Annotated in this window: 18 protein-coding genes and 2 pseudogenes; 12 read left to right on the forward strand and 8 right to left on the reverse strand. The window is 67.3% G+C overall.

Annotated elements, in window-relative coordinates; all coding sequences use genetic code 11:
* Positions 1–181: 181 nt before the first annotated feature.
* From MMSR116_RS08420 to MMSR116_RS08450, 7 genes are all read left to right on the forward strand, one after another.
* On the forward strand, positions 182–1,417 hold the full coding sequence (locus MMSR116_RS08420) for an acyl-CoA dehydrogenase (protein ID WP_106428299.1): 1,236 nt from the start codon (positions 182–184) through the stop codon (positions 1,415–1,417).
* A gap of 52 nt (positions 1,418–1,469) precedes the next feature.
* Entirely contained in the window at positions 1,470–3,044 is a 1,575-nt protein-coding gene (locus MMSR116_RS08425; protein ID WP_202882067.1) for an ABC transporter substrate-binding protein, read from the forward strand.
* A gap of 2 nt (positions 3,045–3,046) precedes the next feature.
* Positions 3,047–4,051: an ABC transporter permease gene (locus tag MMSR116_RS08430; RefSeq protein ID WP_010685614.1), complete on the forward strand. Its 1,005-nt coding sequence runs from the start codon at positions 3,047–3,049 to the stop codon at positions 4,049–4,051.
* On the forward strand, positions 4,048–4,956 hold the full coding sequence (locus tag MMSR116_RS08435; RefSeq protein ID WP_010685613.1) for an ABC transporter permease: 909 nt from the start codon (positions 4,048–4,050) through the stop codon (positions 4,954–4,956). The genes MMSR116_RS08430 and MMSR116_RS08435 overlap by 4 nt, the downstream gene beginning before the upstream one ends.
* A 39-nt stretch (positions 4,957–4,995) precedes the next feature.
* On the forward strand, positions 4,996–6,192 hold the full coding sequence (locus tag MMSR116_RS08440; protein ID WP_010685612.1) for an LLM class flavin-dependent oxidoreductase: 1,197 nt from the start codon (positions 4,996–4,998) through the stop codon (positions 6,190–6,192).
* A gap of 52 nt (positions 6,193–6,244) precedes the next feature.
* Complete coding sequence (locus MMSR116_RS08445) at positions 6,245–7,930, forward strand: rhodanese-like domain-containing protein (protein WP_010685611.1); 1,686 nt, start codon at positions 6,245–6,247, stop codon at positions 7,928–7,930.
* Between the two features lie 72 nt (positions 7,931–8,002).
* A complete protein-coding gene (locus MMSR116_RS08450; RefSeq protein ID WP_010685610.1) occupies positions 8,003–9,598 on the forward strand; it encodes an ABC transporter ATP-binding protein in 1,596 nt (531 codons plus the stop codon).
* A gap of 679 nt (positions 9,599–10,277) precedes the next feature.
* Here MMSR116_RS08450 and MMSR116_RS08455 read toward each other — a convergent pair.
* From MMSR116_RS08455 to MMSR116_RS08465, 3 genes are read right to left on the reverse strand one after another with little or no spacing between them, the layout of a single operon-like run.
* A complete protein-coding gene (locus MMSR116_RS08455; RefSeq protein WP_158168635.1) occupies positions 10,278–10,787 on the reverse strand; it encodes a hypothetical protein in 510 nt (169 codons plus the stop codon).
* Positions 10,784–10,978, reverse strand: a complete 195-nt coding sequence (locus MMSR116_RS08460) for a hypothetical protein (protein WP_244625627.1) — start codon at positions 10,976–10,978, stop codon at positions 10,784–10,786. Before MMSR116_RS08460 ends, MMSR116_RS08455 begins: the two co-directional genes overlap by 4 nt.
* A gap of 32 nt (positions 10,979–11,010) precedes the next feature.
* Positions 11,011–12,201, reverse strand: coding sequence for a hypothetical protein (locus tag MMSR116_RS08465; RefSeq protein ID WP_010685607.1), 1,191 nt, complete (start codon positions 12,199–12,201; stop codon positions 11,011–11,013).
* A gap of 124 nt (positions 12,202–12,325) precedes the next feature.
* On the opposite strand from MMSR116_RS08465, the gene MMSR116_RS08470 reads away from it, so the two are divergent.
* Positions 12,326–12,547 carry a hypothetical protein gene (locus MMSR116_RS08470; protein WP_010685606.1) on the forward strand — a complete coding sequence of 74 codons (222 nt, stop codon included), beginning with the start codon at positions 12,326–12,328 and terminating at the stop codon, positions 12,545–12,547.
* A 161-nt stretch (positions 12,548–12,708) separates the two neighbouring features.
* Here the strand turns inward: MMSR116_RS08470 and MMSR116_RS08475 are convergent, their stop codons facing one another.
* Positions 12,709–13,971, reverse strand: a complete 1,263-nt coding sequence (locus tag MMSR116_RS08475) for an SPFH domain-containing protein (protein WP_010685605.1) — start codon at positions 13,969–13,971, stop codon at positions 12,709–12,711.
* A 402-nt stretch (positions 13,972–14,373) separates the two neighbouring features.
* On the opposite strand from MMSR116_RS08475, the gene MMSR116_RS08480 reads away from it, so the two are divergent.
* On the forward strand, positions 14,374–15,861 hold the full coding sequence (locus MMSR116_RS08480) for an amidase (RefSeq protein ID WP_051072259.1): 1,488 nt from the start codon (positions 14,374–14,376) through the stop codon (positions 15,859–15,861).
* A 248-nt stretch (positions 15,862–16,109) separates the two neighbouring features.
* On the opposite strand, the pseudogene MMSR116_RS08485 reads toward MMSR116_RS08480, so the two are convergent.
* Positions 16,110–16,220: pseudogene (locus MMSR116_RS08485) on the reverse strand (IS630 family transposase); the annotation flags it as partial.
* A 2-nt stretch (positions 16,221–16,222) separates the two neighbouring features.
* Between MMSR116_RS08485 and MMSR116_RS08490 the strand changes: the two are divergent.
* The 3 genes and pseudogenes from MMSR116_RS08490 to MMSR116_RS08500 form a co-directional block, all read left to right on the forward strand.
* Positions 16,223–16,504 (forward strand): annotated as a pseudogene (locus MMSR116_RS08490) (ABC transporter permease); the annotation flags it as partial.
* Between the two features lie 300 nt (positions 16,505–16,804).
* Positions 16,805–17,893: a YeiH family protein gene (locus tag MMSR116_RS08495; RefSeq protein ID WP_010684694.1), complete on the forward strand. Its 1,089-nt coding sequence runs from the start codon at positions 16,805–16,807 to the stop codon at positions 17,891–17,893.
* 269 nt (positions 17,894–18,162) lie between these two features.
* Complete coding sequence (locus MMSR116_RS08500) at positions 18,163–18,612, forward strand: MucR family transcriptional regulator (protein WP_010684695.1); 450 nt, start codon at positions 18,163–18,165, stop codon at positions 18,610–18,612.
* Here MMSR116_RS08500 and MMSR116_RS08505 read toward each other — a convergent pair.
* From MMSR116_RS08505 to MMSR116_RS08515, 3 genes are all read right to left on the reverse strand, one after another.
* Positions 18,585–18,935 carry a hypothetical protein gene (locus MMSR116_RS08505; protein WP_010684696.1) on the reverse strand — a complete coding sequence of 117 codons (351 nt, stop codon included), beginning with the start codon at positions 18,933–18,935 and terminating at the stop codon, positions 18,585–18,587. The two genes, MMSR116_RS08500 and MMSR116_RS08505, sit on opposite strands and share 28 nt — an antisense overlap.
* 186 nt (positions 18,936–19,121) lie before the next feature.
* Complete coding sequence (locus MMSR116_RS08510; protein ID WP_010684697.1) at positions 19,122–20,726, reverse strand: ABC transporter ATP-binding protein; 1,605 nt, start codon at positions 20,724–20,726, stop codon at positions 19,122–19,124.
* 4 nt (positions 20,727–20,730) lie between these two features.
* The gene (locus MMSR116_RS08515) at positions 20,731–22,152 is read right to left on the reverse strand and encodes a M20 family metallopeptidase (RefSeq protein ID WP_010684698.1); all 1,422 of its coding nucleotides are present in this window, start codon (positions 22,150–22,152) and stop codon (positions 20,731–20,733) included.
* Positions 22,153–22,199 lie beyond the last annotated feature (47 nt).

Here is a 22,199-nt window from a genome sequence, read left to right on the forward strand (position 1 = left end):
ATTGATCAACGCCAAATTCGCCGATCTATAGTTAGCGAGCCCCTCCTGGATCATATTTAAGGAATAAAATTCCCTCGACAATGTGGCAATCGAAGATCATCTTTTGTCTACGGATTAAAACGGTCGACAGCTCTGAAGGCAGCGATGAATTTTCGCTGCGTGTTTTGCTGCGCCGCGATTCATGCAGCAGATGACTTCATTGCAATCACAGTCCGAGCGATCGCTCTCCTCATATGCAGAAAATGATCGGCTGTCTGGCCTGAAGCAGGTATTCCTCGAGGTCGGACAACATGCATCCCTGCGGGAGCTGGAGCGCACCCATCCACTTGAGCAGCTCGATCTGCTGCGGACGGCGCGCTTCGGAGCACTGCGAATAGGGCGCGAAGACGGAGGGCAAAGCGCGACTTTCCGTGAACTGCTGGGATTAGTAATCGCTTTGGGCGACGCCGACCCGAACGTGGCCCACATATTCCGGAACCACTTCACTTTTGTCGAGCGTTTCGCACGCCGGCCATGCACTGATCAGGAGCGCCAATGGCAGCGCTTAGTCGTCGACGGCGCGGTGGTCGGACTGGCCAACACAGAACTCGAAAGTGCCACCATCGGCGGCGCTCCGATGTCCACGAAATTGACCCGTGACGGCATTGCCTACCGGTTGAATGGGCGCAAGTACTATAGCACGGGTACGCTCTACGCAGATCTTGTCCAGGTGAGAGCGTCGACGCCCGACGGCAGCCTCGCCTCCGCCATCATTCCGACCGACCGAACCGGCGTCGAACGGCTCGACGATTGGGACGGCACTGGGCAGCGCCTAACAGGCAGCGGCACCACGATCCTGACCGACGTGCGGGTGGAAGCCGACGAGGTCGTCATCGATGGTGCCGGTTCCGGGTTCGGCGTCGCCTATTCCGCCACACTTCCGCAACTGTACCTGACCGCCATCGAAGCCGGCATCTTGCGCAGCATCCTGCGGGACGCCATTGCGTTGGTGTCCGGCCGTACCCGTCCGTTCTACTATTCCCCGGACAAGCCGCCGGACGACGCGCTTCTGCAGAACGCGATAGGGGAGCTGGCCAGCTCGGCGTTCGCCGCGGAGGCGATCGTCCTTGCCGCCGCGGATGTCCTGGACCGCGTCGATGCCGTCAGAGCTGCCGGTGTCGACGAAGGCGATCTGGCCGAGCACGCTTCACTTGCGGCCGCTCAGGCCAAGGTCGTGATCGACGACCTCGCGCTGCGCGCCGGTTCGCGGCTCTTCGACGTCGGGGGCGCCTCTGCGACCCAGAGGACGAAGAATCTCGACCGGCACTGGCGCAACGTCCGCACGCTCGCATCCCACAATCCGAAGGCGCTCAAGGCCCGCGTGATCGGAGACCATCTGGTCAACGGCATCGCATTGCCGCGCTCCGGCTTCTTCTAAGAGGCACGCGATGCATCGTCCTTTCGTATGGCTTCCGACCAGGCGCTCGCTCTTGGCCGCCGGAACCGCGGGATTGGCCGCGGCCGGTCTGTCCCGAGGCGCGCGCGCAGGCGACGTCGCGAAGCCAGGCGGCACGCTCGTCGTCGTGCTCGATCCGGAGCCGGCGGGTCTGGTCGCCGGCATATCGATCTCGGCACCGGCAGTGGCCGTGTCCTCCAACATCTTCGACGGGCTTGTCGTTCTCGACGAGACCTTCACCCCTCGTCCGCAACTCGCCGAAAGCTGGGAGACGTCTCGGGACGGCCTGTCGATCACCTTTCGCCTGCGGAAGGACGTCTCCTGGCACGACGGGAAGCCGTTCACGTCGGCCGACGTCCAGTACTCGCTGATTGAGGTCACCAAGAAGACGCACCCGCGCGGCAACGCCGTCTTCGCGAACCTCAAGGCGGTCGAGACGCCGGATCCCCACACGGCCGTCTTCCGCTTCTCGCGCCCGTCGCCGGTGGTCTGGGCGGCGCTTGAGGGAACCGAGACCCAGATCCTGCCGCGCCACCTCTACGAAGGCACGAACCCAATCGCCAATCCCTGGACAGCGAAGCCGATCGGGACGGGCGCGTTCGTCTTCAAGGAATGGATCCGCGGCGACAGGATCGTGCTCGAGCGCAACCCGAACTACTGGGACAAGGGGCGTCCGCTCCTGGACCGGATCGTCTTCCGCACCATCCGGGACGCCGGCTCCCGCACCGCGACCCTGGAGGCCGGCGAGGCACAGTACGGGGCCATGAACCCGGTGTCCCTCGCCGACACCGAGCGGCTGCGCGGTTCGGCCGACCTGACCGTCGAGACGCGCGGCTTCGAGGGCTCCGCCCCGATGTACTTCTTCGACTTCAACATGCGCCGGAAGCCGTTCGACGACATCCGGGTACGGCAGGCGTTCGCGCACGCCCTCGACCGCACGGCGCTCGCCCGGACGATCTGGTACGGGCTGGCCGAGCCGGCGACCGGCCCGATCCCGAGCTACCAGAAGGCCTTCTACAACCCCGATACGCCACAGTACGCGTTCGACCCGAAGAAGGCCGAGGCTCTTCTCGACGAGGCCGGCCTCAAACGTGGACCGGGCGGCGTGCGTCTGCGCATCGACCATGTGCCGTGCGCCTACGGCGACGACTACATACGGGCCGCGGAATTCTACCGGCAGGCGCTCAAACGGATCGGCGTCGAGTTGCGAGTCAGGACCTTCGACCTGCCCACCTACCTTCGCGTGATCTTCACCGACTACGACTTCGACACGCACTCCGCTTGGTACTCGGCCTACCCGGATCCGCAGATCGGCGTGCAGCGGCGGTACTGGAGCCAAGCGATCAAGAAGGGCACGCCCTCGTCCAACGCCTCACAGGTCGCCGATCCTGATCTCGACCAAGTGATCGAGGCGATCCAGGTCGCGGGCGATCCGTCGGAGCGGAACGCGCTCATCCGCCGCTTCCAGTCCGTCGCGCAGGAGAAGCTGCCGTCCATCAACCTGCTCGAACTCAAGTTCTTCCGCGTGTACGCGAAGAACCTCGACGGCATCAGCTTCGCGCCGTTCGGCGGCTACCAGTCGTTCAAGACCGTCTCGACGAGCGTCTGACCATGTCGGAGCCGCTTCCCGTCGCCGGCACGAGCCGCGCCCTCCGCTACCTTGGCCTGCGGTGCCTGCAGGCAGTACCGACGGTGATCGCGATCGCCGTCCTCAACTTCTTCTTCCTCCGCTTGGCCCCGGGCGATCTCGTGGACACGATGGCGGGCGAGGCCGGTGCAGCGACGCCGGAATACATGGCGATGCTGCGCCAGCTCTACGGCCTCGATCAGCCGGTCTGGACGCAGTTCCTCCACTATCTGTCGCGGCTCGCACATCTGGATCTGGGCTACTCTTTCCGGAATTCGACGACCGTTCTTGACCTCATACTCTCGCGCCTTCCGAACACGGCGCTGCTGATGCTCTCGAGCCTCGCCGTGGCCCTCGTCGGGGGCGTGGCGCTCGGCACGATCGGTGCACGCTGGCGCGGGCGCTGGCCCGACGCCCTGATCTCCGCGATCTCGACGGTCGGCTTCGCGACACCGCTGTTCTGGATCGGCCTGATGCTGATCGTCCTGTTCTCGGTCCATCTCCGGTGGCTTCCGGCCGGCGGCATGACCGACGTCGACGCGGGCCGGACCGGGCTGCCGTATCTGCTCGACGTCGCGCGGCATCTGGTGCTGCCGGTCTTCAGCCTCGCGGTCTTCTACGTGGCGATCTACGCGCGAATGACCCGCTCGGCGGTGCTGGAGGTGCGCGAGCTCGACTTCGTCCGGACCGCGCGCGCGAAGGGGCTCGCTCCCCGCAAGGTCATGTCGCGTCACGTCCTGCGGAACGCGCTCCTGCCGATCGTGACGATGACCGGGCTCCAGTTCGGCACACTGCTGTCTGGATCGGTGGTGATCGAGACCGTGTTCGCATGGCCCGGGATGGGGCGGCTCGCCTTCGACGCCGTATTCCAAAGGGACCTCAACCTGCTCCTGGGCGTGCTGCTCTTCTCGTCCTGCCTCGTCGTCGTCTCCAATCTCTGCACCGACCTGCTCTACTCGGTGCTCGATCCGAGGATCGAGGTCCGATGACCGTGGTTCCGCTCACCAAGGCCACGCGGATCGCGACCCTCCTGTCCGGTCGCAAACGCGCCCAGCAGCCGTCGTCCAGTGTCCTCCGACGCCTCCTCCGCAACCGGTCGGCCGCGTTCGGCGGCGCGGTGCTGATCGCCGCGGCGCTGGCAGCGGTCTTTGCGGGAGCGATCTTCGACGCCGACCCGCTCGACATGGTCGGGCGCCCTTACACGTGGCCGCTCACCGACAGGCTCCACCCGCTCGGCACGGACATGCTCGGTCGGGACATCCTCGTCGGGCTGGTCTACGCCGCCCGCGTCTCGCTCGCGGTCGGGTTCGCGGCTGCCGCATTGTCCACGATCCTCGGCGTATCGCTGGGCGTGCTGGCCGGCTACTTCGGGGGCTGGACTGACGGCCTGATCTCGCGGCTCACCGAAGTCTTCCAGACCATGCCGCCCCTGATCCTCGCGGTGGTCGTCGTGACGGTTCTGTCGCCGAGCGTCGGCTCGATCGCCTGTGGCATCGGGATCGCATCCTGGCCGCAGATCGCCCGGATCGTCAGAGCCGAGACGCTGCGCCTCCGGGACAGCGAGTTCGTCCAGGCCGCGGTGTCGGTCGGCGAAGGGCATCTGCGCATCGTGGCCGGCCACATCCTGCCGAACGCGTTGCCCCAGATCGTCGTGACCGGCTCCATCCTGGTGGCCTCCGCCATCCTGACCGAGGCGGCGCTGGCCTTTCTCGGGCTTGGGGATCCAAACGAGATCTCCTGGGGGAGCATGATCGGCGCCGGGCGCGAGGCCATGCGGACGGCCTGGTACATGACAGCGCTTCCGGGCCTCGCCATCACGGCCGTCGTGCTCTCGCTGAACCTCCTCGCCGACGGTCTCAACGACGTCTTCAATCCGCGTGCCGGGAACGTCTGAACGCGGACCCCGGTCCGCGTCACTCGAAGGAGAGTGTCCATGAGCGCCGTCACCCTCCATTCCGATTCGAGCGAGGGGCTCGAAGACGTCGGCATCCGTGCCCGGTCGCCGGCGGATTTCCCCGACAGCCCGCTTGCCCAGGTACTGAGGCAGCCGTTCCTGCTGGGTCTCTTCCTGCCCATCCAGAACGGAGGATGGTCGCCCTCGACGCTGCCACGCACGACCGATTGGAGCTTCGACTACAACGTCGCGCTGACGCGCAAGGCCGAGGAACTCGGCTTCGACCTCGTCTTCGGTCTCGCTCAATGGATCGGCAAGGGCGGGTACGGCGGCGAGTTGCGCTATCGCGAGACCACGCTCGATCCATTCGTCACGGTGGCCGCCCTCAGTTCGGTCACCTCCAGGATCCTCCTGATCTCGACGATCCACATCCTGTACGGCCCCTGGCACCCGCTGCATCTGGCGAAGTTCGCCGCCAGCCTCGACCACATCTCGAAGGGTCGGTTCGGCCTCAACGTCGTCACCGGTTACGCGCCGCGCGAGCCGAGGATGTTCGGCATGACTCAGATCGAGCACGACGAGCGCTACATGCGTTCGGCCGAGTTCGCCGGCATGCTGGAGCGGCTCTGGGGCGCGTCCGAGAACGTGACGGTCGACGGTCGCTACTGGCGGCTGGAAGAGGCCTACGTGACGCCGAAGCCGGCCTACGGACGACCGATCCTGGTCAACGCGACCGGCTCGCCGGCCGGCTTCGCCTACGCGGCGGCCCATTCCGACCTCGCCTTCGTGACGAGCCCGGCCGGCGCCGACATCGACGCCGCCATTCCAGCATTGCCCGATCATATCGGTGCACTGAAGGCCCAGGCGCGGGCGGTCGGCCGCGAGATCCGGACGATCATCAACCCGATGATCGTCTGCCGTCCGACCGAGAAGGAGGCGCGGGACTATCACGCCGCTATCCTCGCGCACGCCGACGCCGATGCCGTGCGGAACTTCGTCGCCCATCACGCGGCCGGCGACAGCCGCGCCTGGACCAATCATCGGGCCGACCACCGCGTTCTCGGCGGCAACGTGCAGATCATCGGATCGCCCGAGCAGGTCGTCGAGAAGCTCGTCGCTCTCAAGGCGACCGGGATCGACGGCGCGCAGCTCACCTTCTTCGACTTCGCTCCTGACCTCGCATTCTTCGGCGAGGCCGTGCTGCCACTCCTAAAACAGGCCGGGCTGCGCCTCTGACTTCGGTCCGCCGCCGACCGACCAGACACCTTCCGACGCGTGGGAGCCTCGCATGGATGAACGGATCGACGCCTTCGATGGACGCCCGTCCGCAAGAGGAGACGGCGCCGCGCCTTCGGCCGCGGTGCCCCGCCTCAGCCCGCAGGAGGTCAAGGCGGCCATCCGCGACGGGCGGGAACTCGCGCTACTCGACGTGCGCGACGAAGGCGTGTTCGCGCGTGCGCACCTCCTCTTCGCCGCTCCAGCACCGCTCTCGCGCCTTGAACTGGTCGTCGACCGGCTTGTCCCGAGACGCTCGGCCCGGATCATCCTGACGGACGAGGGGGAGGATCTCGTCCACCGGGCGGCCGGGAAGCTCGCAGGCTGGGGATATCGGGATGTGTCGGTGCTGCGCGGTGGCATCGCGGCGTGGCGGGATGCGGGCTACGAGCTGTTCTCGGGCGTCCACGTTCCCAGCAAGGCCTTCGGCGAGATCGTCGAGCACGAGCTCGGTACGCCGCGTCTGGAGGCCCAGGACATCAAGGCGCTGCGCGAGCAGGGGACGGACCTCGTCGTCCTGGACAGCCGCCCGATCGAGGAGTTCCGGGTCATGTCCATCCCGGGCGGCCTGGACTGCCCGGGTGCCGAGCTGGTTCACCGCGTGAACGAGGTCGTCCGTTCTCCCGAGACTCTGGTCGTCGTCAACTGCGCGGGCCGCACCCGTTCGATCATAGGCGCGCAGTCGCTGATCAATGCGGGCGTCCGCAACCGCGTGGTGGCGCTCAAAGACGGCACCATGGGCTGGCACCTCGCCGGCCTTCCCCTGGCCCATGGCGAGACGCGCGTCGCGCCTCCGCCCTCGGCCGAAGCGCTCGCCCGGTCCCAGACCCAGGCGCAGGCCTTTGCGACGCGGGCCGGCGTCACGACCATCACCCATGCCGATCTCGCGCGGTTCCGGGACGAAGCCGATCGGCGCTCTCTGTTCGTGCTCGACGTCCGCAGCCCGGAGGAATACGCCTCCGGCCATTTGCCTGGCTCGCGCTCGGCACCCGGCGGGCAGCTCGTCCAGTCGACCGATTTGTACGTCGGTACCTTGAACGCCCGCATCGTCCTTGTCGACCGGGAGGGCGTCCGCGCTCCCATGACGGCGTCCTGGCTGGTGCAGCTGGGCTGGCCGGAAGTCCACGTTCTCGACGGCCTGGGAACAGGAGAACTCGAGATCGGACCGGAGCCGCTGCGCGTACAGCCCGGGCGCGGTACGGACCCGGCCTGGGTGGACCCGCACACGCTGCACGATCTCCTCGGCCGGGACGCCGCCGTGGTGATCGACGTCGACAACAGTCTTCAATTCCGGAAGCGCCACATCCCCGGCGCATGGTTCGCGACCCGCCGCCGGTTCTCTGAACTTCTCGGGAGGGTGCCGGCCGAAGCCGCGATCGTCCTCGCGTCGCGCGACGGTGTGCTCGCAACCTTAGCGGCGGAGGACCTCGCCGACTCAGGTCGCGAGGTTCGGGTCCTGCTTGGCGGTACGGCCGCCTGGATCGCCGCGGAGCTGCCGCTGGAGGATGGGTCGGAGGACCGCGTGATCGGGATCGGCGAGGACGTCTGGTACAAGCCCTACGATTGGACGACGGACCAGGAGGCGCACATGCGCGAGTACCTGTCCTGGGAGGTCGGTCTCGTCGGGCAGATCGAACGCGACGGGGATGCCCGGTTCAGGATCGTGCATCCGGACGACGACGTCGGTCGAGCCGCCTGACGCTCCGCGCCGGACGATCGTCCCGGCATCGACCGTACCGCCCGCAACGGGCGAATTTCCACTGGATCCCGGATGCCGCCGATACTCGAGATCGAGAAGCTCAGCCTCGCTCTGCCTCCGGGTGCCGATCGCACATTCGCGATCGAAGGTGTGTCGCTGTCGATAGAGCGGGGGGAGACGCTCTGCGTCGTGGGCGAATCCGGCTCCGGCAAATCCATGACCGCGCTGGCGGCGATCGGGCTGCTGCCGTCCAAAGTGCGCCCAGTATCGGGATCGATACGCCTGGACGGTCGGGAACTCGTCGGGCTTTCGGACCGCGACATGCGCAAAATGCGCGGGCGGGATATCGGCATGATCTTCCAAGAGCCCATGACGTCCTTGAACCCCGTCCTGAGAATCGGGGACCAGATCGCCGAGGTGTTCGAGGCCCACGACGTCCACGATGCCCTGGGACGCCGGCGGCGGACGCTGGAACTGCTTGGGGAGGTCGGACTGCCGGATCCGCAAGCCATGGCTGCGCGGTACCCGCACCAGCTGTCCGGCGGCCAGCGGCAACGTGTGGTGATCGCCATGGCCTTGGCGCTCGAGCCGAAGCTGATCGTCGCCGACGAGCCGACGACCGCGTTGGACGTGACCACGCAGGCCCAGATTCTGAAATTGCTAGACGCCTTGAGGAGGCGTCACGGTACCGCGGTTCTCTTCATCACCCATGATTTCGGCGTGGTCGCGGAGGTGGCCGACCGGGTCGCCGTGTTGCAGAACGGCAGGCTCGTGGAGGCGGGTAGGGCGGTAGACGTGCTTTCCGCACCCGCCCACGACTACACGCGGAAGCTGCTCGCGGCACTCCCGTCGCTCGAGCCGCCAATTCCGCGGAGAATCGCGCCCGGAATCCCAGCCATCGCCGTCGCGGGCCTCCGCAAGACCTATCGCTCGCGGCCTCTGCTGAGCGCGGGCGAGGCCGTTACGGCTGCGGAGGCGGTCTCCTTCGAGATCCAACCCGGCGAGACCCTCGGCCTCGTCGGGGAGTCCGGTTCGGGCAAGTCCACTGTCGGCAGATGTCTCGTGCGTTTGACCGAACCCGACGGCGGCTCGATCCGGATCGGTGGGACGTCTGTCGACGGCCTGTCGCAATCGCGCTTCCGACCGATACGGCGGCGCATTCAGATGGTGTTCCAGGATCCGTTCGCCTCGCTCGATCCACGGCGCACGATCGGACGGACCATCGCGGACGGACCCATCGCCCAAGGTACGCCAAGGCGCGAAGCTATGTCGGACGCAGGTGATCTGCTCGAGCTCGTCGGCCTAAGGAGGGAGGTCGCGGATCGATATCCCCACGAATTCTCGGGAGGGCAACGTCAGCGGATCGGCATCGCGCGGGCTTTGGCCTCGAAGCCGGAGATCTTGGTCGCGGACGAACCGGTCTCCGCACTCGACGTCTCGGTCCAGGCGACGATTTTAGGCCTCCTGCAGGAACTCCAAGAGAGGCTCGGCCTCGCGATCCTGTTCGTCACGCACGACCTTCGGGTCGCGGCGCAGGTCAGCGATCGCATCGCCGTCATGCATCGAGGTCGGATCGTCGAACTGAAGGCGACGGGCGATCTCTTCCGCTCGGCCGAGCATGCCTACACGCGGGCGCTTCTCTCGGCAGTACCTGGAGGGCGGGGATAGGTGTCGTGCCGCCTTCGGTGTCACCGTCACCGAAAACGTAACGCAGCCTGACGCGGGCGGAAGTGCGGACATAACAGCCCAACCGCATCACATCAGGTATGATCTGCCCGAGATATCATATCGGCATCCAATGGATGCCTCGCAAATTCAGTCTAATAAAAATTATACTTACATCCGAATATTCAAGGCTCGCTCATCGGCCCAAGGCAATGCTCAGCCTTTCGCAGTGCGCTGACTGCCGTACCTACTGCTTCCATGGGCCGCCAGAAGCCCATCCGCATTTTCAGACTCTAAGCTCCGAAGCGGACGTTCCGCTTTCGGCCACCTTCGGTCATTCCAGTTCGATAAGACCTCCAGTAAACGGACCTTCTGAAGGTCTGAGAATGGTCATTTTGAGCCTTTTACCTGGACCACGCCGACCGTCCGTATACTAACGATCAGATCTTCGAAGCGGACTAATGATTTACATCTTAGCCTCGACATCATGGATTCAATGCTCGCCGTCGCGCTGCTCGTGGCATTGCGAAGTTCAGTAACTTCAACAACTCAACGCATGTGAATTAACTGAGTGATACGCGTAAGATATTATCGGATTGACTGAAAATTACTTATTGGCCCGCCTGATGTCCTGTGGCCTATGATCGTCTGCACGCGCTGATCAGCGTTTTGGGGCGAAACGTCAAAGCTCTCCGATCAGATCGAATGTCCTCTCCGCCTCAAGGTAGCGATCGTGCGCCGCCTCGCGATGCCGTGGATGTCGATCGGGATGCAGGGCAGACCGGAAAGCTCTCCGCGCAGCCGTGATCAAAAACTCAGGGGCTTGCGGATGTAGCCCGACGCGCCGGTAGATCGCGTCAATTTCGGCTTCTCGACGGCTTCCGGAAACGGTACGGGCGCGCTCAAGATCAGCCTCAAGCTCAACGATTTGCGCCTCCTGCCGCGCGAAATGCGTGATGTAACTGCGACGTTCAGCCTCCAACTGTTGCCGAGCCGAATGCTGCTCGTCGAGCATGCGGGCGAGGGGCTTCATCATGGACATGCACGCCATGGCCGTGATCCATAGGGTGATCCCGGCGATCGGCAGCGGCAGACCTGCGAGCACAACGACGATCGCAATGGCCAACCAGACACAAGGCTGCCAGCCTGACGTCTCCAGAACGAAGGCCGCTATAGGGTTGAGCGTCGTCAACGGACCAGCAGCGCGGCTAAGATGTCGCCGCGAGCGACGATGAGCCCGCGGCTGTCTCGCGTCATGTGCTCGCGTGGATCGAAGGTCCCGACCAAGCGTCCTTGTGCATTCCTGGCGACGAGTTTTCCGACCGAAGCTTGCTGCTCGATTCGGCCGAGAATGACACCGCGACGATCGCGGATGATCTTCACAGGAGCGGCTCGATGATGCGCCGAACTCTCCATTAGGCCCGCTCCCAATCTTCCAAACCAGCGAGGATACCGTCTTCGACGTCACCATGAGGATGAAGCGCGTCATCGAGGGCTCGAAACCTGTACACCCCCATCAACTCACCGAGATCTGCGCGATAAGGTCCATTGAGATGCGGGCCCGGGATGATTACCCCCAAAGCTTGTAAGCGCTTGAGCACATCGCGCATAACGACAGTCGGCGGCCGTCGATTCCTGTAGGTGCCGACCTCGCTGACCATCCAGCGTCCGTCGACAAGAGGGGTGCAGCTTACGGCAGTCGGCGTTTCTGTCCCGTCCGCAGCTTTGTGAACAACCTCGACGACGCAGAGCAAGCCGAGCGCTACCTCAGGGATCTTGGTAGCGGCACAATTGCGGAACCGCTTACCAAGTTCGACGTACGCCTCGCCGGTTCTCAGCGGTCTGATCCCTTCGGCCGCTGGTATTGGGGTTGGCAAACAATCGGCGCGTTCGAGCACTTTTCCTGCGAAGCTGGACAGAACGCCCCCGGATTGCCCTAACGACCGGCGCATAGTGGCGACGAGTTCAGCCTCGTCGCTCGTCGATAGGCATGCCCTAATCGTCGCAAGCATGGCGTTGGCGGCTGCGACCCGCTGTGGCGTACCAGTCGAATTGAGTATTTCCGGCCAAGCCAGGACTGGATCCAGCGCCAAGGCGGCATCGACGACGTCGGAGCGCATTTTGCTGCTGTAGCGCAGCGCGTTCGCTCGACGTCCATGTCGATCGTCGCGCAGCAGCTCAAACAGGATCCGGTAGGTATCCGCGCGGGCGAAGGCGTCGACGCCGGGGGCTTTCGCGCCGGATTCCTCGATCCGCGCGAGCGCGCGCAGATAACCGGCAGGTACATCCGAGGGAATGACACCGAACGTCGCCGCGATGACGTCGCGGGCACGACGCTGGCGCAAAGCGATCCCAATACCCTCGGCATCGTCGCGGTTGATCTTCAGACGGTCCAAGAAAGCGCAGGGAGCATCGAGATCCACACAGGCGACGGCGACATAGGCGGCCTGACGTGTGAGCACGCCGGCATGAATGAGGTCCGCGATGAGGCCGCGTGCGCCGGCACGGTCGAGCTGCATCAGCAACTTCACCGGCCATCCGACGATGGGATGATGAGCTGCTTGAGCATCCTCACCCTTGGTGCTGCGAGCGTCGTTGAAGGACATGGGCTTTGTCATAACACGACGATCTCATGGATCGAGGATCTGACAAGCGAATGTTTTCCTAATTCTGTTGTATGTTTGTTCAAGCACCGATGTGACGTGACCGGCTGGCTTCGGACCGGGCTGATTGAGAGGATCGGCCAGGACCGAAGGAGTCGGACAACCGACCCGGTCGATCGAGAAGCAGCGCTCCATCACCGCGCGCATCCGCGCGGATCTGTGGCAGGCGATCGCGACCGGAGGTTTCAGCCTGCCGATCGACAGCCGCTACACGCTGGCGGAGACGCCGGCCGCGCTCGCGCGCATGAAGGCGAACGAGCATTTTAGGAATATTGTCCTGGGCGTCTGACGCCCTGGCCATCGCTGAACCTGCGCAAGTCGGTCCCGCGCGGGGGCGCTTCTCGGCTTGAACGCCGCGCTTCACCCGAAGCGCGGCAGCTCGCCCTCCATCCTGCCAGCAGGAACCGGTGATCACCGCTCGCTCATCGACGACGCGGTGGTCGCCCGATCTTAGCCTTTCGCTGGAGCAGCCGAGAGCGCGGGCTTCGTCTCGCCACCTCCGAACCAACCGCGGACCGTGCCGAGGACGTCGCTCGGGATAACGACCCAGGAGGGCAGGAAGCCCGAGGCGCTGCCGTTCCAGCGCCCGGCCAGCGTCTGTCGCGCCTGCGCGTCCGAGCGGCGGATCTCCATGTCGAGGATCCGCTCCTGGATCGGCAGCGTGGCGAGCTGCGCCTGGGCCGACTGCGCCCGCTTGTTGGCCATGAACGTGTCGTCGATCGCCGCCTGGATCGCGGCGTTCTCGAAGCTCAGCTCGTCGGCAAAGCCCAGCGTCGTCACGGTGACGCCCATCGGCGCGAACTGGTCGATCACCGCCTTCTCGACGGAGGCCATGATCTCGGCCTTCTGGTGGATCGCGTCATCGGTCGAGCGGCGGCCGAATTCGCGCGCGAGCGCGGCCTGCACGGTGCGATGCACGTTGCCGTCGACCACCTCCGCGAGCGAGCGGCCGTAGAGCACCGAGGCGAAACGCGCCTCGTCCGTGTCCTGGGCCGACGGCTTGGTGCCGAACCAGTACAGGAACTTGGCCGCGTCCTCCTCCTTCACGAAGGCGGAGATCACCACCGAGGTCGACAGCCCGATCGAGTCGGCGGTCTCGAACCGGAAGCCTTGGTCGGCACTCGACGTTCCGCGGCTGGCCGAGGTCGTCCACTCGCGCGACACCGGCGTGCGGTCGACGATGATCAAGCGCGCGGCCGGCACGTAGTAGTCCGACAGCGTGCCGGTGTTCGGCAGCTTGGTGTGCGGGATCTGCACGCGCTTGGCCGCGACCTTGCTCTCGGAGAGGAACTTCTCCGAACCGAACTGCGCCTGGGTGGTCTTCGTGTCTCCGCTCTCCGGGATCATGAAGGCCGACTGGTTGGGCAGGATCTCGATGTACTCGCCGTAGTCGTACTTGCTGAAGTAGGCGTCCGCCGGCTCGGGCGCGGCGGCGGTGCCGAGCCCGAAGAGGAGGACGGCGAGCGGCGCGCGCCGGGCGGGTACGAGCCAGATCACGGCGAGGACGGCGAGCAGAGCCAGGAGCGGCAGGGTCGAGCCGCCGGCGAGGTCGGATGCGATCTGCGTCTTGAGGGGGCCAGCCGCACTATCGGACAGCTGCTCCACGGCGACGCGGCCTGCAGCCAATCCGGCCTCGGTCGAGGCGAGCCGGGGAAGGCCGGCGAAGACAGCGATGGCGCCGAGCGAGAGGCCGGCGCGGATGAGCGTGGACATGGGAAGTCTCGGTGGTTCCGTGCCCATGATGGGCACCGGCGATATCAGTGGTCGCGGTACCCTCGGGCAGTGGTCGACCCGCGAAGCTCGGCCTTGAGCCGAGCGGCGGCGGCATGGAACTTCCCACGGAATGCCTGATCGCAGGCGCTGCGCTCGGTGGTCAAAATCTCAGGCCGCCACCGACCCCATTGCATGCGTCTTGCCACCGGAGCCTTACCGGTCTGGCTTCAGCACCTTGCCGTGAGCGTTTCGCCATGGACTGGCGGCCCGCGCGTCGATGAAGCACTCCTGCCGAGCGCCTGAGTTTTGCTGGACGACCTGGGCGACAATGGGGGCCACGGTCTGGATGCCGGCGCGACTCTCGCGAGGCCGATCCGGCAACCCGGCGTAGAGGAAAGGGACATGATGGCCGACCGGATCAACCGCCGAGACGCACTCATCGGCATAGCCGCCACCGGTGCCCTGCCGGCGATCCGTCCTGGACCAGCCATCGGTGCGACCGGCTCGAGCACGACCGCGGGCGAGCTGGCTGCCGCGATCCGGAGCGGCCGCCGCTCGGCGCGCGAGACCGTCGACCTCCATCTCGATCGCATCGCCGCGGCGAACCCGCGCTTGAACGCCGTGGTTCAGCTCACTGCCGATGCGGCCCGTCGGGAGGCGGACGAGGCCGACGCGATGCTGGCGCGTGGTCAGGTCAAGGGGCCGCTCCACGGTGTTCCGGTCACCATCAAGGACACGCTCGAGACGGCCGGCACGATCTGCACGGGCGGTACCCTTGGACGGGCGAGCTACGTGCCGAAGGCCGACGCCACCGCCGTCGCGCGACTGCGGGCGGCCGGAGCGATCGTGCTGGGCAAGACCAACGTGCCGGAACTGGCCGGGGCCTTGGAGACCGACAACCTCGTCTACGGGCGGACCAACAATCCCTACGATCTCGCCCGCACTCCGGGTGGAAGCAGCGGCGGCGAAGCCGCAATCGTCGCAGCGGCCGGCTCGCCGCTCGGCCTCGGGACCGATGCGGGCGGCAGCATTCGCGTGCCGGCGCATTACTGCGGCCTCGCCGCGCTCAAGCCGACTTCGGGCCGCGTGCCGCGGACCGGCCAGTTCCCCCGGCCGATGGGCGCGCACAACGCCGTCTTCCACGTCAGCCTGATCGCCCGGAGCGTGGATGATCTGGCGCTGGCCCTGCCGATTATCGCCGGGCCCGATTTTCACGACTACACCATAGTCGACATGCCGCTGCTCGACAGCCGTGCGGTCGACCTCTCGAAGGTGAAGCTGGCCTTCTTCGACGACGACGGGCTCGCGTCGCCCACCGCCGAGATCGCGGCGGCCGTTCACCACGCGGTCGAGGCACTGGCGCTGGCGGGCGTGACCGTGACGGAGCGCCGCCCGCCGGATGCGGCCAAGGCCGGGACCATCTACTACGACATGACGCGCGGCGACGGCGCGGCCGGTGTCCGGGCCTTCCTCAAATCGATCGGCACCGAGCGGATCTCGCCGCTGTTCGAGCAGTCGCTGCAGTCGCGCTCCTCACCGGCGATGGGGAGCATCACGGAGGCGCTCGCCGCGTTCAACCGGTGGGATGCCTACCGGAACGCGATGCTGGCCTTCATGCAGGATTACGATGCCCTGCTCTCGCCGGTCCTGCCGTACGCGGCACCACGGCATGGCACGAGCTTCGACGATGAACTGCAGAAGGGCGTCGGCTACGCACAAATGCACAATCTGACCGGTTGGCCATCCTCGACAGTGCGCGTCGGGACATCGCCGGAAGGCCTGCCGCTCGGTGTGCAGGTGGCGGCTCGGCCGTGGCGGGAGGACGTCGCGCTCGCCCTCGTCCGGCAGCTCGAGATCCGCTTCGGCGGATGGACGGCACCCAACCTGTAGGCGGGGGCCGCGAGCCCCGTGAGATTGGCGGCCGTGCCGACCGGTGGGCATCCAGTCCGCCTCGCCGCCGAGTGAAACCCGATCCAGGCATTCGAGAGGAAGCGAACCGTCAGCGGCTGCGCCGCGCCTCGGACTCCCCTTCCTCCCGGATGAGCGCGCGCATGGGCGCTGCCGTGGAGATGCGTCGGCTGTGAGAGTGCCGTTATCCGAGTAAGACGAGCTTTGCGCGCCTCTAGAGCGGTTTCGGTTTAATCGGGGTCGTATCCTGCCGCGACGAAGAAGTTTGCGGCCTCGTCGGGCGTGACGGCATCGACGAGCCGCCCGATTGTGGTCCAGAGCCCTTCGCGCGTGCGCTCGGCTCGGCAAGATCCTGATCCCGGCGGCGTTCCCCTCGATCCTGACCGGCCTGAAGGTCGGCTGGGCGTTCGCGTGGCGCACCCTGATCGCGGCCGAGCTGGTGTTCGGCGTGTCGTCCGGGGCGGGGGGGCTGGGCTGGTTCATCTTCGAGAACAAGAACATGCTCGACATCCCGAACGTGTTCGCCGGCTTGCTCACCGTCATCCTGATCGGCCTCGTGGTCGAGAACCTGATCTTCCAGACCATCGAGCGCCGCACCGTCCAGCGCTGGGGCATGCAGGCCTGAGCGGCGAAGGGCGGTAAGCCACCGCGCCGGGCGCCAGGGGACCGGGGCTCCGCTCCGGTGACCGGGACGCGGTTCGAACCTGCCGCGCCCGTCGGCCCTTGCCGAGGGGAGGGCGGACGCGGTGCCGGCACGCCTCTGTTTCCAGCAGTGATCGACAGTCTCGCGCATTGCGGACAACCGAGGCGCTCTGGAGATCTATCGTCTTTGCAGACGGCATATTAGAGACAAAAATTCTACTTCCGGCGCGTGCGACAGCCGTTTTCTTCCTATACGCTCCGGAGTGATCCCGGAGCCCATCCTGTGAGCCCTGACGTCCGACCCCACACGGTCCCGCCTGCCGCCCTCTCCGGCGGGGAGAGCCGGTCAAGCCCCGGCGCCTCGCTGCTGCCGGGGATCGGTCTGTGTGCGGCGATCACCGCTCTGGCCATGGCCGCGCAGGGGCTGGAGGAGCGCGTCGCCGGCCACCCCTACGTCGAGGCGCTGGTCCTGGCGATCCTGATCGGCATCGCGGTGCGCACCGCCTGGACGCCGCATCCGCGGTTCCGGACCGGCATCGCCTTCTCGGCCAAGCAGCTCCTCGAAGTCGCCGTCGTCCTGCTCGGCGCCTCGTTGAGCCTCGGGGCGATCCTCGCCTCCGGCCCGGCGCTCCTCGCCGGGATCGTCGGCACCGTGGTCCTCGGCATCGCCGCCAGCGTGACGATCTGCCGGCTGCTCGGCCTTCCGGCCCGGATGGCGATCCTGGTGGCCTGCGGCAACGCCATCTGCGGCAACTCGGCGATCGCCGCCGTCGCCCCGGTGATCGGGGCCGAGCCGAAGGACATTGCCGCCGCCATCGCGTTCACCGCCGTGCTCGGCGTGCTGATGGTGCTCGGCCTGCCGCTGTTCGTGCCGCTGGCCGGCATGAGCGACAACCAGTACGGCGTACTCGCCGGGCTCACCGTCTACGCCGTGCCGCAGGTGCTGGCCGCCACCGTGCCGGTGAGCCTGCTGTCGACCCAGGTCGGCACCCTGGTGAAGCTCGTGCGCGTGCTGATGCTCGGCCCCGTCGTGGTGGCCTTCTCGCTGATCGCGCCGCGGCTGCCGCAGGCGGAGGGGCCGGCGCCGGCGCCGACCCGTCCGGGCCTGACCAAGCTGGTGCCGTGGTTCATCCTCGGCTTCCTGGCGCTCGCGACCCTGCGCTCGCTGGGCCTCGTCCCCGATCCCGCGGTGAAGCCGCTGACCCAACTCGCGGGCGTGCTGACCGTCCTGTCCATGGCGGCCCTCGGCCTGGGGGTGGACGTGCGCGTCCTGGCCCGGGTCGGCGGTCGGGTCACCCTGGCGGTCACCGCCTCGCTGGCGGTCCTCGTCGCCCTCAGCCTCGTGCTGATCCGCGCCCTGGGGATCGCGTGATCCATCAAGTGTTCCTCGGCCCGCCGGGCCGGTCGACCCTGCCGGCGGCCGGTATTTCCGGCCCGACGCGCAGGTCGTCGCTGTAAAAAGCATCCGCCCCGTCCGCGTAGGGCGGTGAGCGGAGGCGGTTCTGCGTCCCTCACCGGCCATCCTGCATTAAAATGCGGTTTGGGCACGCTGCCAGCGCCGAAGACCATCTTGACTCGGTGGTGGTTTTTGCTTTTGGAACCTCGGGCGTCATTCCAGAAAGCTTTGAGCGGACTCGCCCAGTGCCCGAAAGAAAATCAGAAAGCCCGGCTCAGATCGTCGCGCTGGTCGGCGAGATCGTCTCGGCCTATGTCGCGCACAATTCCGTTCCGCCGACGGCCCTGCCCGACCTGATGGCCAGCGTGCATGCAGCCCTGGCCGGTCTCGGCGGCACGCCGCAGGCCGAGGCGGCTCCGCCCGTCGAAAGGCCGACGGCGGCGCAGATCCGAAAATCGGTTCAGCAGGACGGCATCGTCAGCTTCATCGACGGCCGGTCGTACAAGACGCTCAAGCGCCATCTCACCGCCCACGGCCTGACGCCGGAGCGGTACCGCGAGCGTTACGGCCTGCCGGACGATTATCCGATGACCGCTCCCGGCTACGCCGCGCAACGCTCCGCGCTCGCCAAGGCGATCGGCCTCGGGGTGCCGGGCGGGCGGTCCGATCAGCGCAGGACCGGCACCGGCGGCTGACCGGCGGCACCAGACGGGGCGGCCTGCCCGGCGGCGTCGCCGCGGCCCCGGAACGGCAGCACCTGTGCCGGACCGGATCGGACGAAACCGGCTTGGTCTGAACGGACGGGTCGGCCGAACGTGTCGGACCAGCCGAGCTTGATCACGCGCCGCTCCGGCGCCTGTGATGCGGTCTTGGCGCCCGCAGTCGGCAGCTTGCGGTTGCCGGCACCGATCCAGCGGACGATCCGGTGCTCGCGCCCGCGGCGGAGCACGGGCAGCACCGCCGGCTCGAAGGCCTTGCGGGTCTGCCGGATGTCATCGGGCTCGTCTGTGGTCGGCACGCTGCAAAAACCCCGTCGGCGTTCGAGGCGCGAGCGGCAGACGGATAGCGGGTTCGACCGGCCGTGGATCCGCCGGGGTGCTCGACCCTCGACTGTGGCCACATCCTACCGAGTTGCGTGCAACTCGGTAGGGTAGCTCCGTCCAAAAAACTTGTCTCTGCGTCCCAGAACGGCGCGCGGCGAGCTTCAGGAGGCGTGCGCGCCCGGTACCGCGGCGAGCAGGCTGCGTGTGTAGGCGTGCTCCGGTGCGGCGAACAGCTCGGCGGTGCCCCGCATCTCCACGACGGCACCCCGATGCATCACGGCGATCCGGTCGCAGATCGTGGCCGCCACCCGCAGGTCGTGGGTGATGAACAGCATCGCCAGCGACAGGCGCTGCTTCAAATCCTCCAGCAGATCCAGCACCTGCCGCTGGACCGAGACGTCCAGCGCCGAGACCGCCTCGTCGGCCACCAGCACGTCCGGCTCCATGGCGAGCGCCCGGGCGATGCCGATCCGCTGGCGCTGGCCGCCCGAGAAGGCGTTGGGGTAACGGGCGGCGGCCTTCGGGTCGAGGCCGACGAGGCCGAGCAGGCTCCGGGCCCGCTCCCGGGCCTCCGCGGCCGGGACTCCGTGGGCGATCGGACCTGCCGTGATGATCTGCTCCACGGTGCGCCGGGGATTGAGGGACGCGAACGGGTCCTGGAAGATCATCTGGATGCGGCTGCGCTTGTCGCGCAAGGCCGCCTTCCCGAGGGCCGTGTAGTCGAGGTCGCCCAGGCGCACCGTGCCGCCGTCGGGCTCGATCAGCCGGATCGCCAGCCGCGCGGTGGTCGACTTGCCCGAGCCGGATTCGCCGACGATGCCCAGGGTCTCGCCGCGGCGGACGTCGAACGAGACCTCCTTGACCGCGGCCACGACCCGCGGCTTGCCGAACAGGCCGGAGCGCCCGGAATAGGTCTTGGACAGCCCGCTCACCGACAGGGCGACCGGGGCCGCGTCCACCGGCGACCGCGGCGGCGGCGTCAGGCTCGGGACGGCGGCGAGCAGCGCCTTGGTGTAGGGCGCCTGAGGCGTGCGCAGCACGGCCTCGGCGGTGCCGGATTCCACCAGCCGGCCGCGCTGGAGCACCGCCACGTGGTCGGCGATCTCCGCCACGACGCCGAAATCGTGGGTGATGAACAGGACGCTCATCCCGCGCTTCTGCTGCAGGTCACGGATCAGCCGGAGGATCTGGGCCTGGGTGGTGACGTCCAGCGCCGTGGTCGGCTCGTCAGCGACCAGCACGGAGGGCTCCAGCGCCAGCGCCATGGCGATCATCGCCCGCTGCCGCTGGCCGCCGGAGAGCTGGTGCGGATAGGCCCGCACCGCCTCCTCGGGGTTCGGCAGACCGACCTCCTTGGCCAGCGCCACCGCCCGGGCCCGGCGCTCGCTGCGGGTGAGCAGGTCGTGCGCCTCGAACATCTCGGCGATCTGGTCGCCGATCCGCATCACCGGGTTCAGGGCCGTCATCGGCTCCTGGAACACCATGGCGATGCGCCGGCCCCGCAGCGACCGCCACGCTGGCTCGTCGAGGGTCAGGAGATCCCGGCCCTCGAACAGGATCGTGCCGGCCGTCGGTTTCAGGGCCCGGGGCAGGAGGCCGGTCAGCGCGTAGGCGCTCATCGACTTGCCCGAGCCCGATTCCCCGACCACGCACAGGATTTTTCCGGATTCCAGATCGAGGTTCAAATCCTCGACCGCGTGCGGGCGGTCGGCGCCCTTGGGGAGCGCGATCGTCAGATCGCGGATGCGGACGACCGGCTCGCTCATCGTGTCAGGCCCTCGCGGTGCGGCGGCGGAGGATGTCGGGTCCGTCTCGGCCCAGATCCCAGAACAGGCCGGCCATGATCGCCAGGCCCTCGCGGGTGCCGGAGGCGAGCATGTGCTCGTCGGGCCCGTGCTGGCGGCAGGCCGGGTAGGAATGCGGCACCCAGAGGGTCGGCAGGCCGAGGATCTCCGAGAAGGCGTCGTTCGGCAGGGAGCCGCCGAGATTGGGCAGCAGCGCCGGCTTCTTGGCCGTGCTTGCCTCGATCGACTGCAGCGCCCACTCCACCCAGGGATCCTCCACGGGCAGCCGCGTCGCCTGGAAGACTTCCGCCGCGCGGGCCGGCTTGACCTCGATCATCGGGAAGCCGTGCGCGTCGAGATGGGCGCGCACGTTCCGGATCAGATTCTGCCAGTCGGTGCCGACGACGAAGCGCAGCTGCAGGGTCGCCTTGGCGTGGGGCGGCACGGCGTTGAGCGGCCCGTCCGGATCGCCGGTCTTGAAGGCCAGCACCTCCAGGGTGTTCCAGGCGAAGACCCGCTCGGCGGGCGTCAGGCCCGGCTCGCCCCAGTCGGCGTCGATCTTCGGCGCGGTCGGGTCCTCGCCAACCCGGATGTCGGCGAGCGCCGCGCGCACCCCCTCGGGGATCGGCGGCGGCCGCAGGGCTTCGACCAGGATGCTGCCCCTGGCATCGACCATCGAGGCGATCGCCGAGGCCAGCACTGTGCCGGGGTTGCGCAGCAGCCCACCCCAGTTGCCGGAATGGTGCGGGCCCTCCCGCAGGTTCAGGCTCAGCTCGAAATTGTAGGCGCCGCGGGAGCCCAGGAAGAGGGTCGGGCGCTCACCGTTGAGGCGGGGGCCGTCCGAGGCGATCAGCACGTCGGAGCGCAGGGCCTCGGCCTGCTCCCGGCAGAATGGCCGCAGGCCCGGGGATCCCGATTCCTCACCCATCTCGATCAGCAGCTTCACGTTGAAGCCGAGACGGCCCTCGCGGGCGGCGATCACCTGCTCCAGGGCGGCGAGGTTGAGGACGTGCTGACCCTTGTTGTCGGCGGTGCCGCGCCCGTACCAGCGGTCGCCCTCGACCACGATCTCCCAGGGGCCAAGCCCCTCGCGCCACTGCTCGGGATAGCCCCGCACCGTGTCGCCGTGGCCGTAGATCAACACGGTCGGCAGGTCCGCGCCCTCGCGCCGCTCGGCGATCAGGAACGGGCCGTGCACCCCGTCCGGGTTGGGGAAGATTTTTGGCGTTTCGAAGCCGAGGCGGGCGACCAGCGGCGTGATGAAGGCGTCGAGATAGGCGCGGAGTGCGGCCTCCTGACCGGGGGCCTGGCTCTCGGTCGGCATCGCCACCGCCTCCCGCAGGAGGGCGAGGAACGCGCCCGAATCGAAGGCCTCCGTGGCGCGCGCGATGGCGGCGTCTCGCGTCATGGTGTGTTTCCCGTGAAACATTTCGTTAGTCTGCCGGCCGGCTCCGG

The organism is Methylobacterium mesophilicum SR1.6/6, assembly GCF_000364445.2.
In the GTDB taxonomy this organism is placed as follows: domain Bacteria; phylum Pseudomonadota; class Alphaproteobacteria; order Rhizobiales; family Beijerinckiaceae; genus Methylobacterium; species Methylobacterium mesophilicum_A.

Excerpts from the sequence above, each read along its gene's own strand:
- MMSR116_RS08420 (WP_106428299.1), top strand. The coding sequence starts at position 182 with ATGCAGCAGATGACTTCATTGCAATCACAGTCCGAGCGATCGCTCTCC.
- MMSR116_RS08430 (WP_010685614.1), top strand. The coding sequence starts at position 3,047 with ATGTCGGAGCCGCTTCCCGTCGCCGGCACGAGCCGCGCCCTCCGCTAC.
- MMSR116_RS08435 (WP_010685613.1), top strand. The coding sequence starts at position 4,048 with ATGACCGTGGTTCCGCTCACCAAGGCCACGCGGATCGCGACCCTCCTG.
- MMSR116_RS08440 (WP_010685612.1), top strand. The coding sequence starts at position 4,996 with ATGAGCGCCGTCACCCTCCATTCCGATTCGAGCGAGGGGCTCGAAGAC.
- MMSR116_RS08445 (WP_010685611.1), top strand. The coding sequence starts at position 6,245 with ATGGATGAACGGATCGACGCCTTCGATGGACGCCCGTCCGCAAGAGGA.
- MMSR116_RS08450 (WP_010685610.1), top strand. The coding sequence starts at position 8,003 with ATGCCGCCGATACTCGAGATCGAGAAGCTCAGCCTCGCTCTGCCTCCG.
- MMSR116_RS08465 (WP_010685607.1), bottom strand. The coding sequence starts at position 12,201 with ATGTCCTTCAACGACGCTCGCAGCACCAAGGGTGAGGATGCTCAAGCA.
- MMSR116_RS08475 (WP_010685605.1), bottom strand. The coding sequence starts at position 13,971 with ATGTCCACGCTCATCCGCGCCGGCCTCTCGCTCGGCGCCATCGCTGTC.
- MMSR116_RS08480 (WP_051072259.1), top strand. The coding sequence starts at position 14,374 with ATGATGGCCGACCGGATCAACCGCCGAGACGCACTCATCGGCATAGCC.
- MMSR116_RS08510 (WP_010684697.1), bottom strand. The coding sequence starts at position 20,726 with ATGAGCGAGCCGGTCGTCCGCATCCGCGATCTGACGATCGCGCTCCCC.
- MMSR116_RS08515 (WP_010684698.1), bottom strand. The coding sequence starts at position 22,152 with ATGACGCGAGACGCCGCCATCGCGCGCGCCACGGAGGCCTTCGATTCG.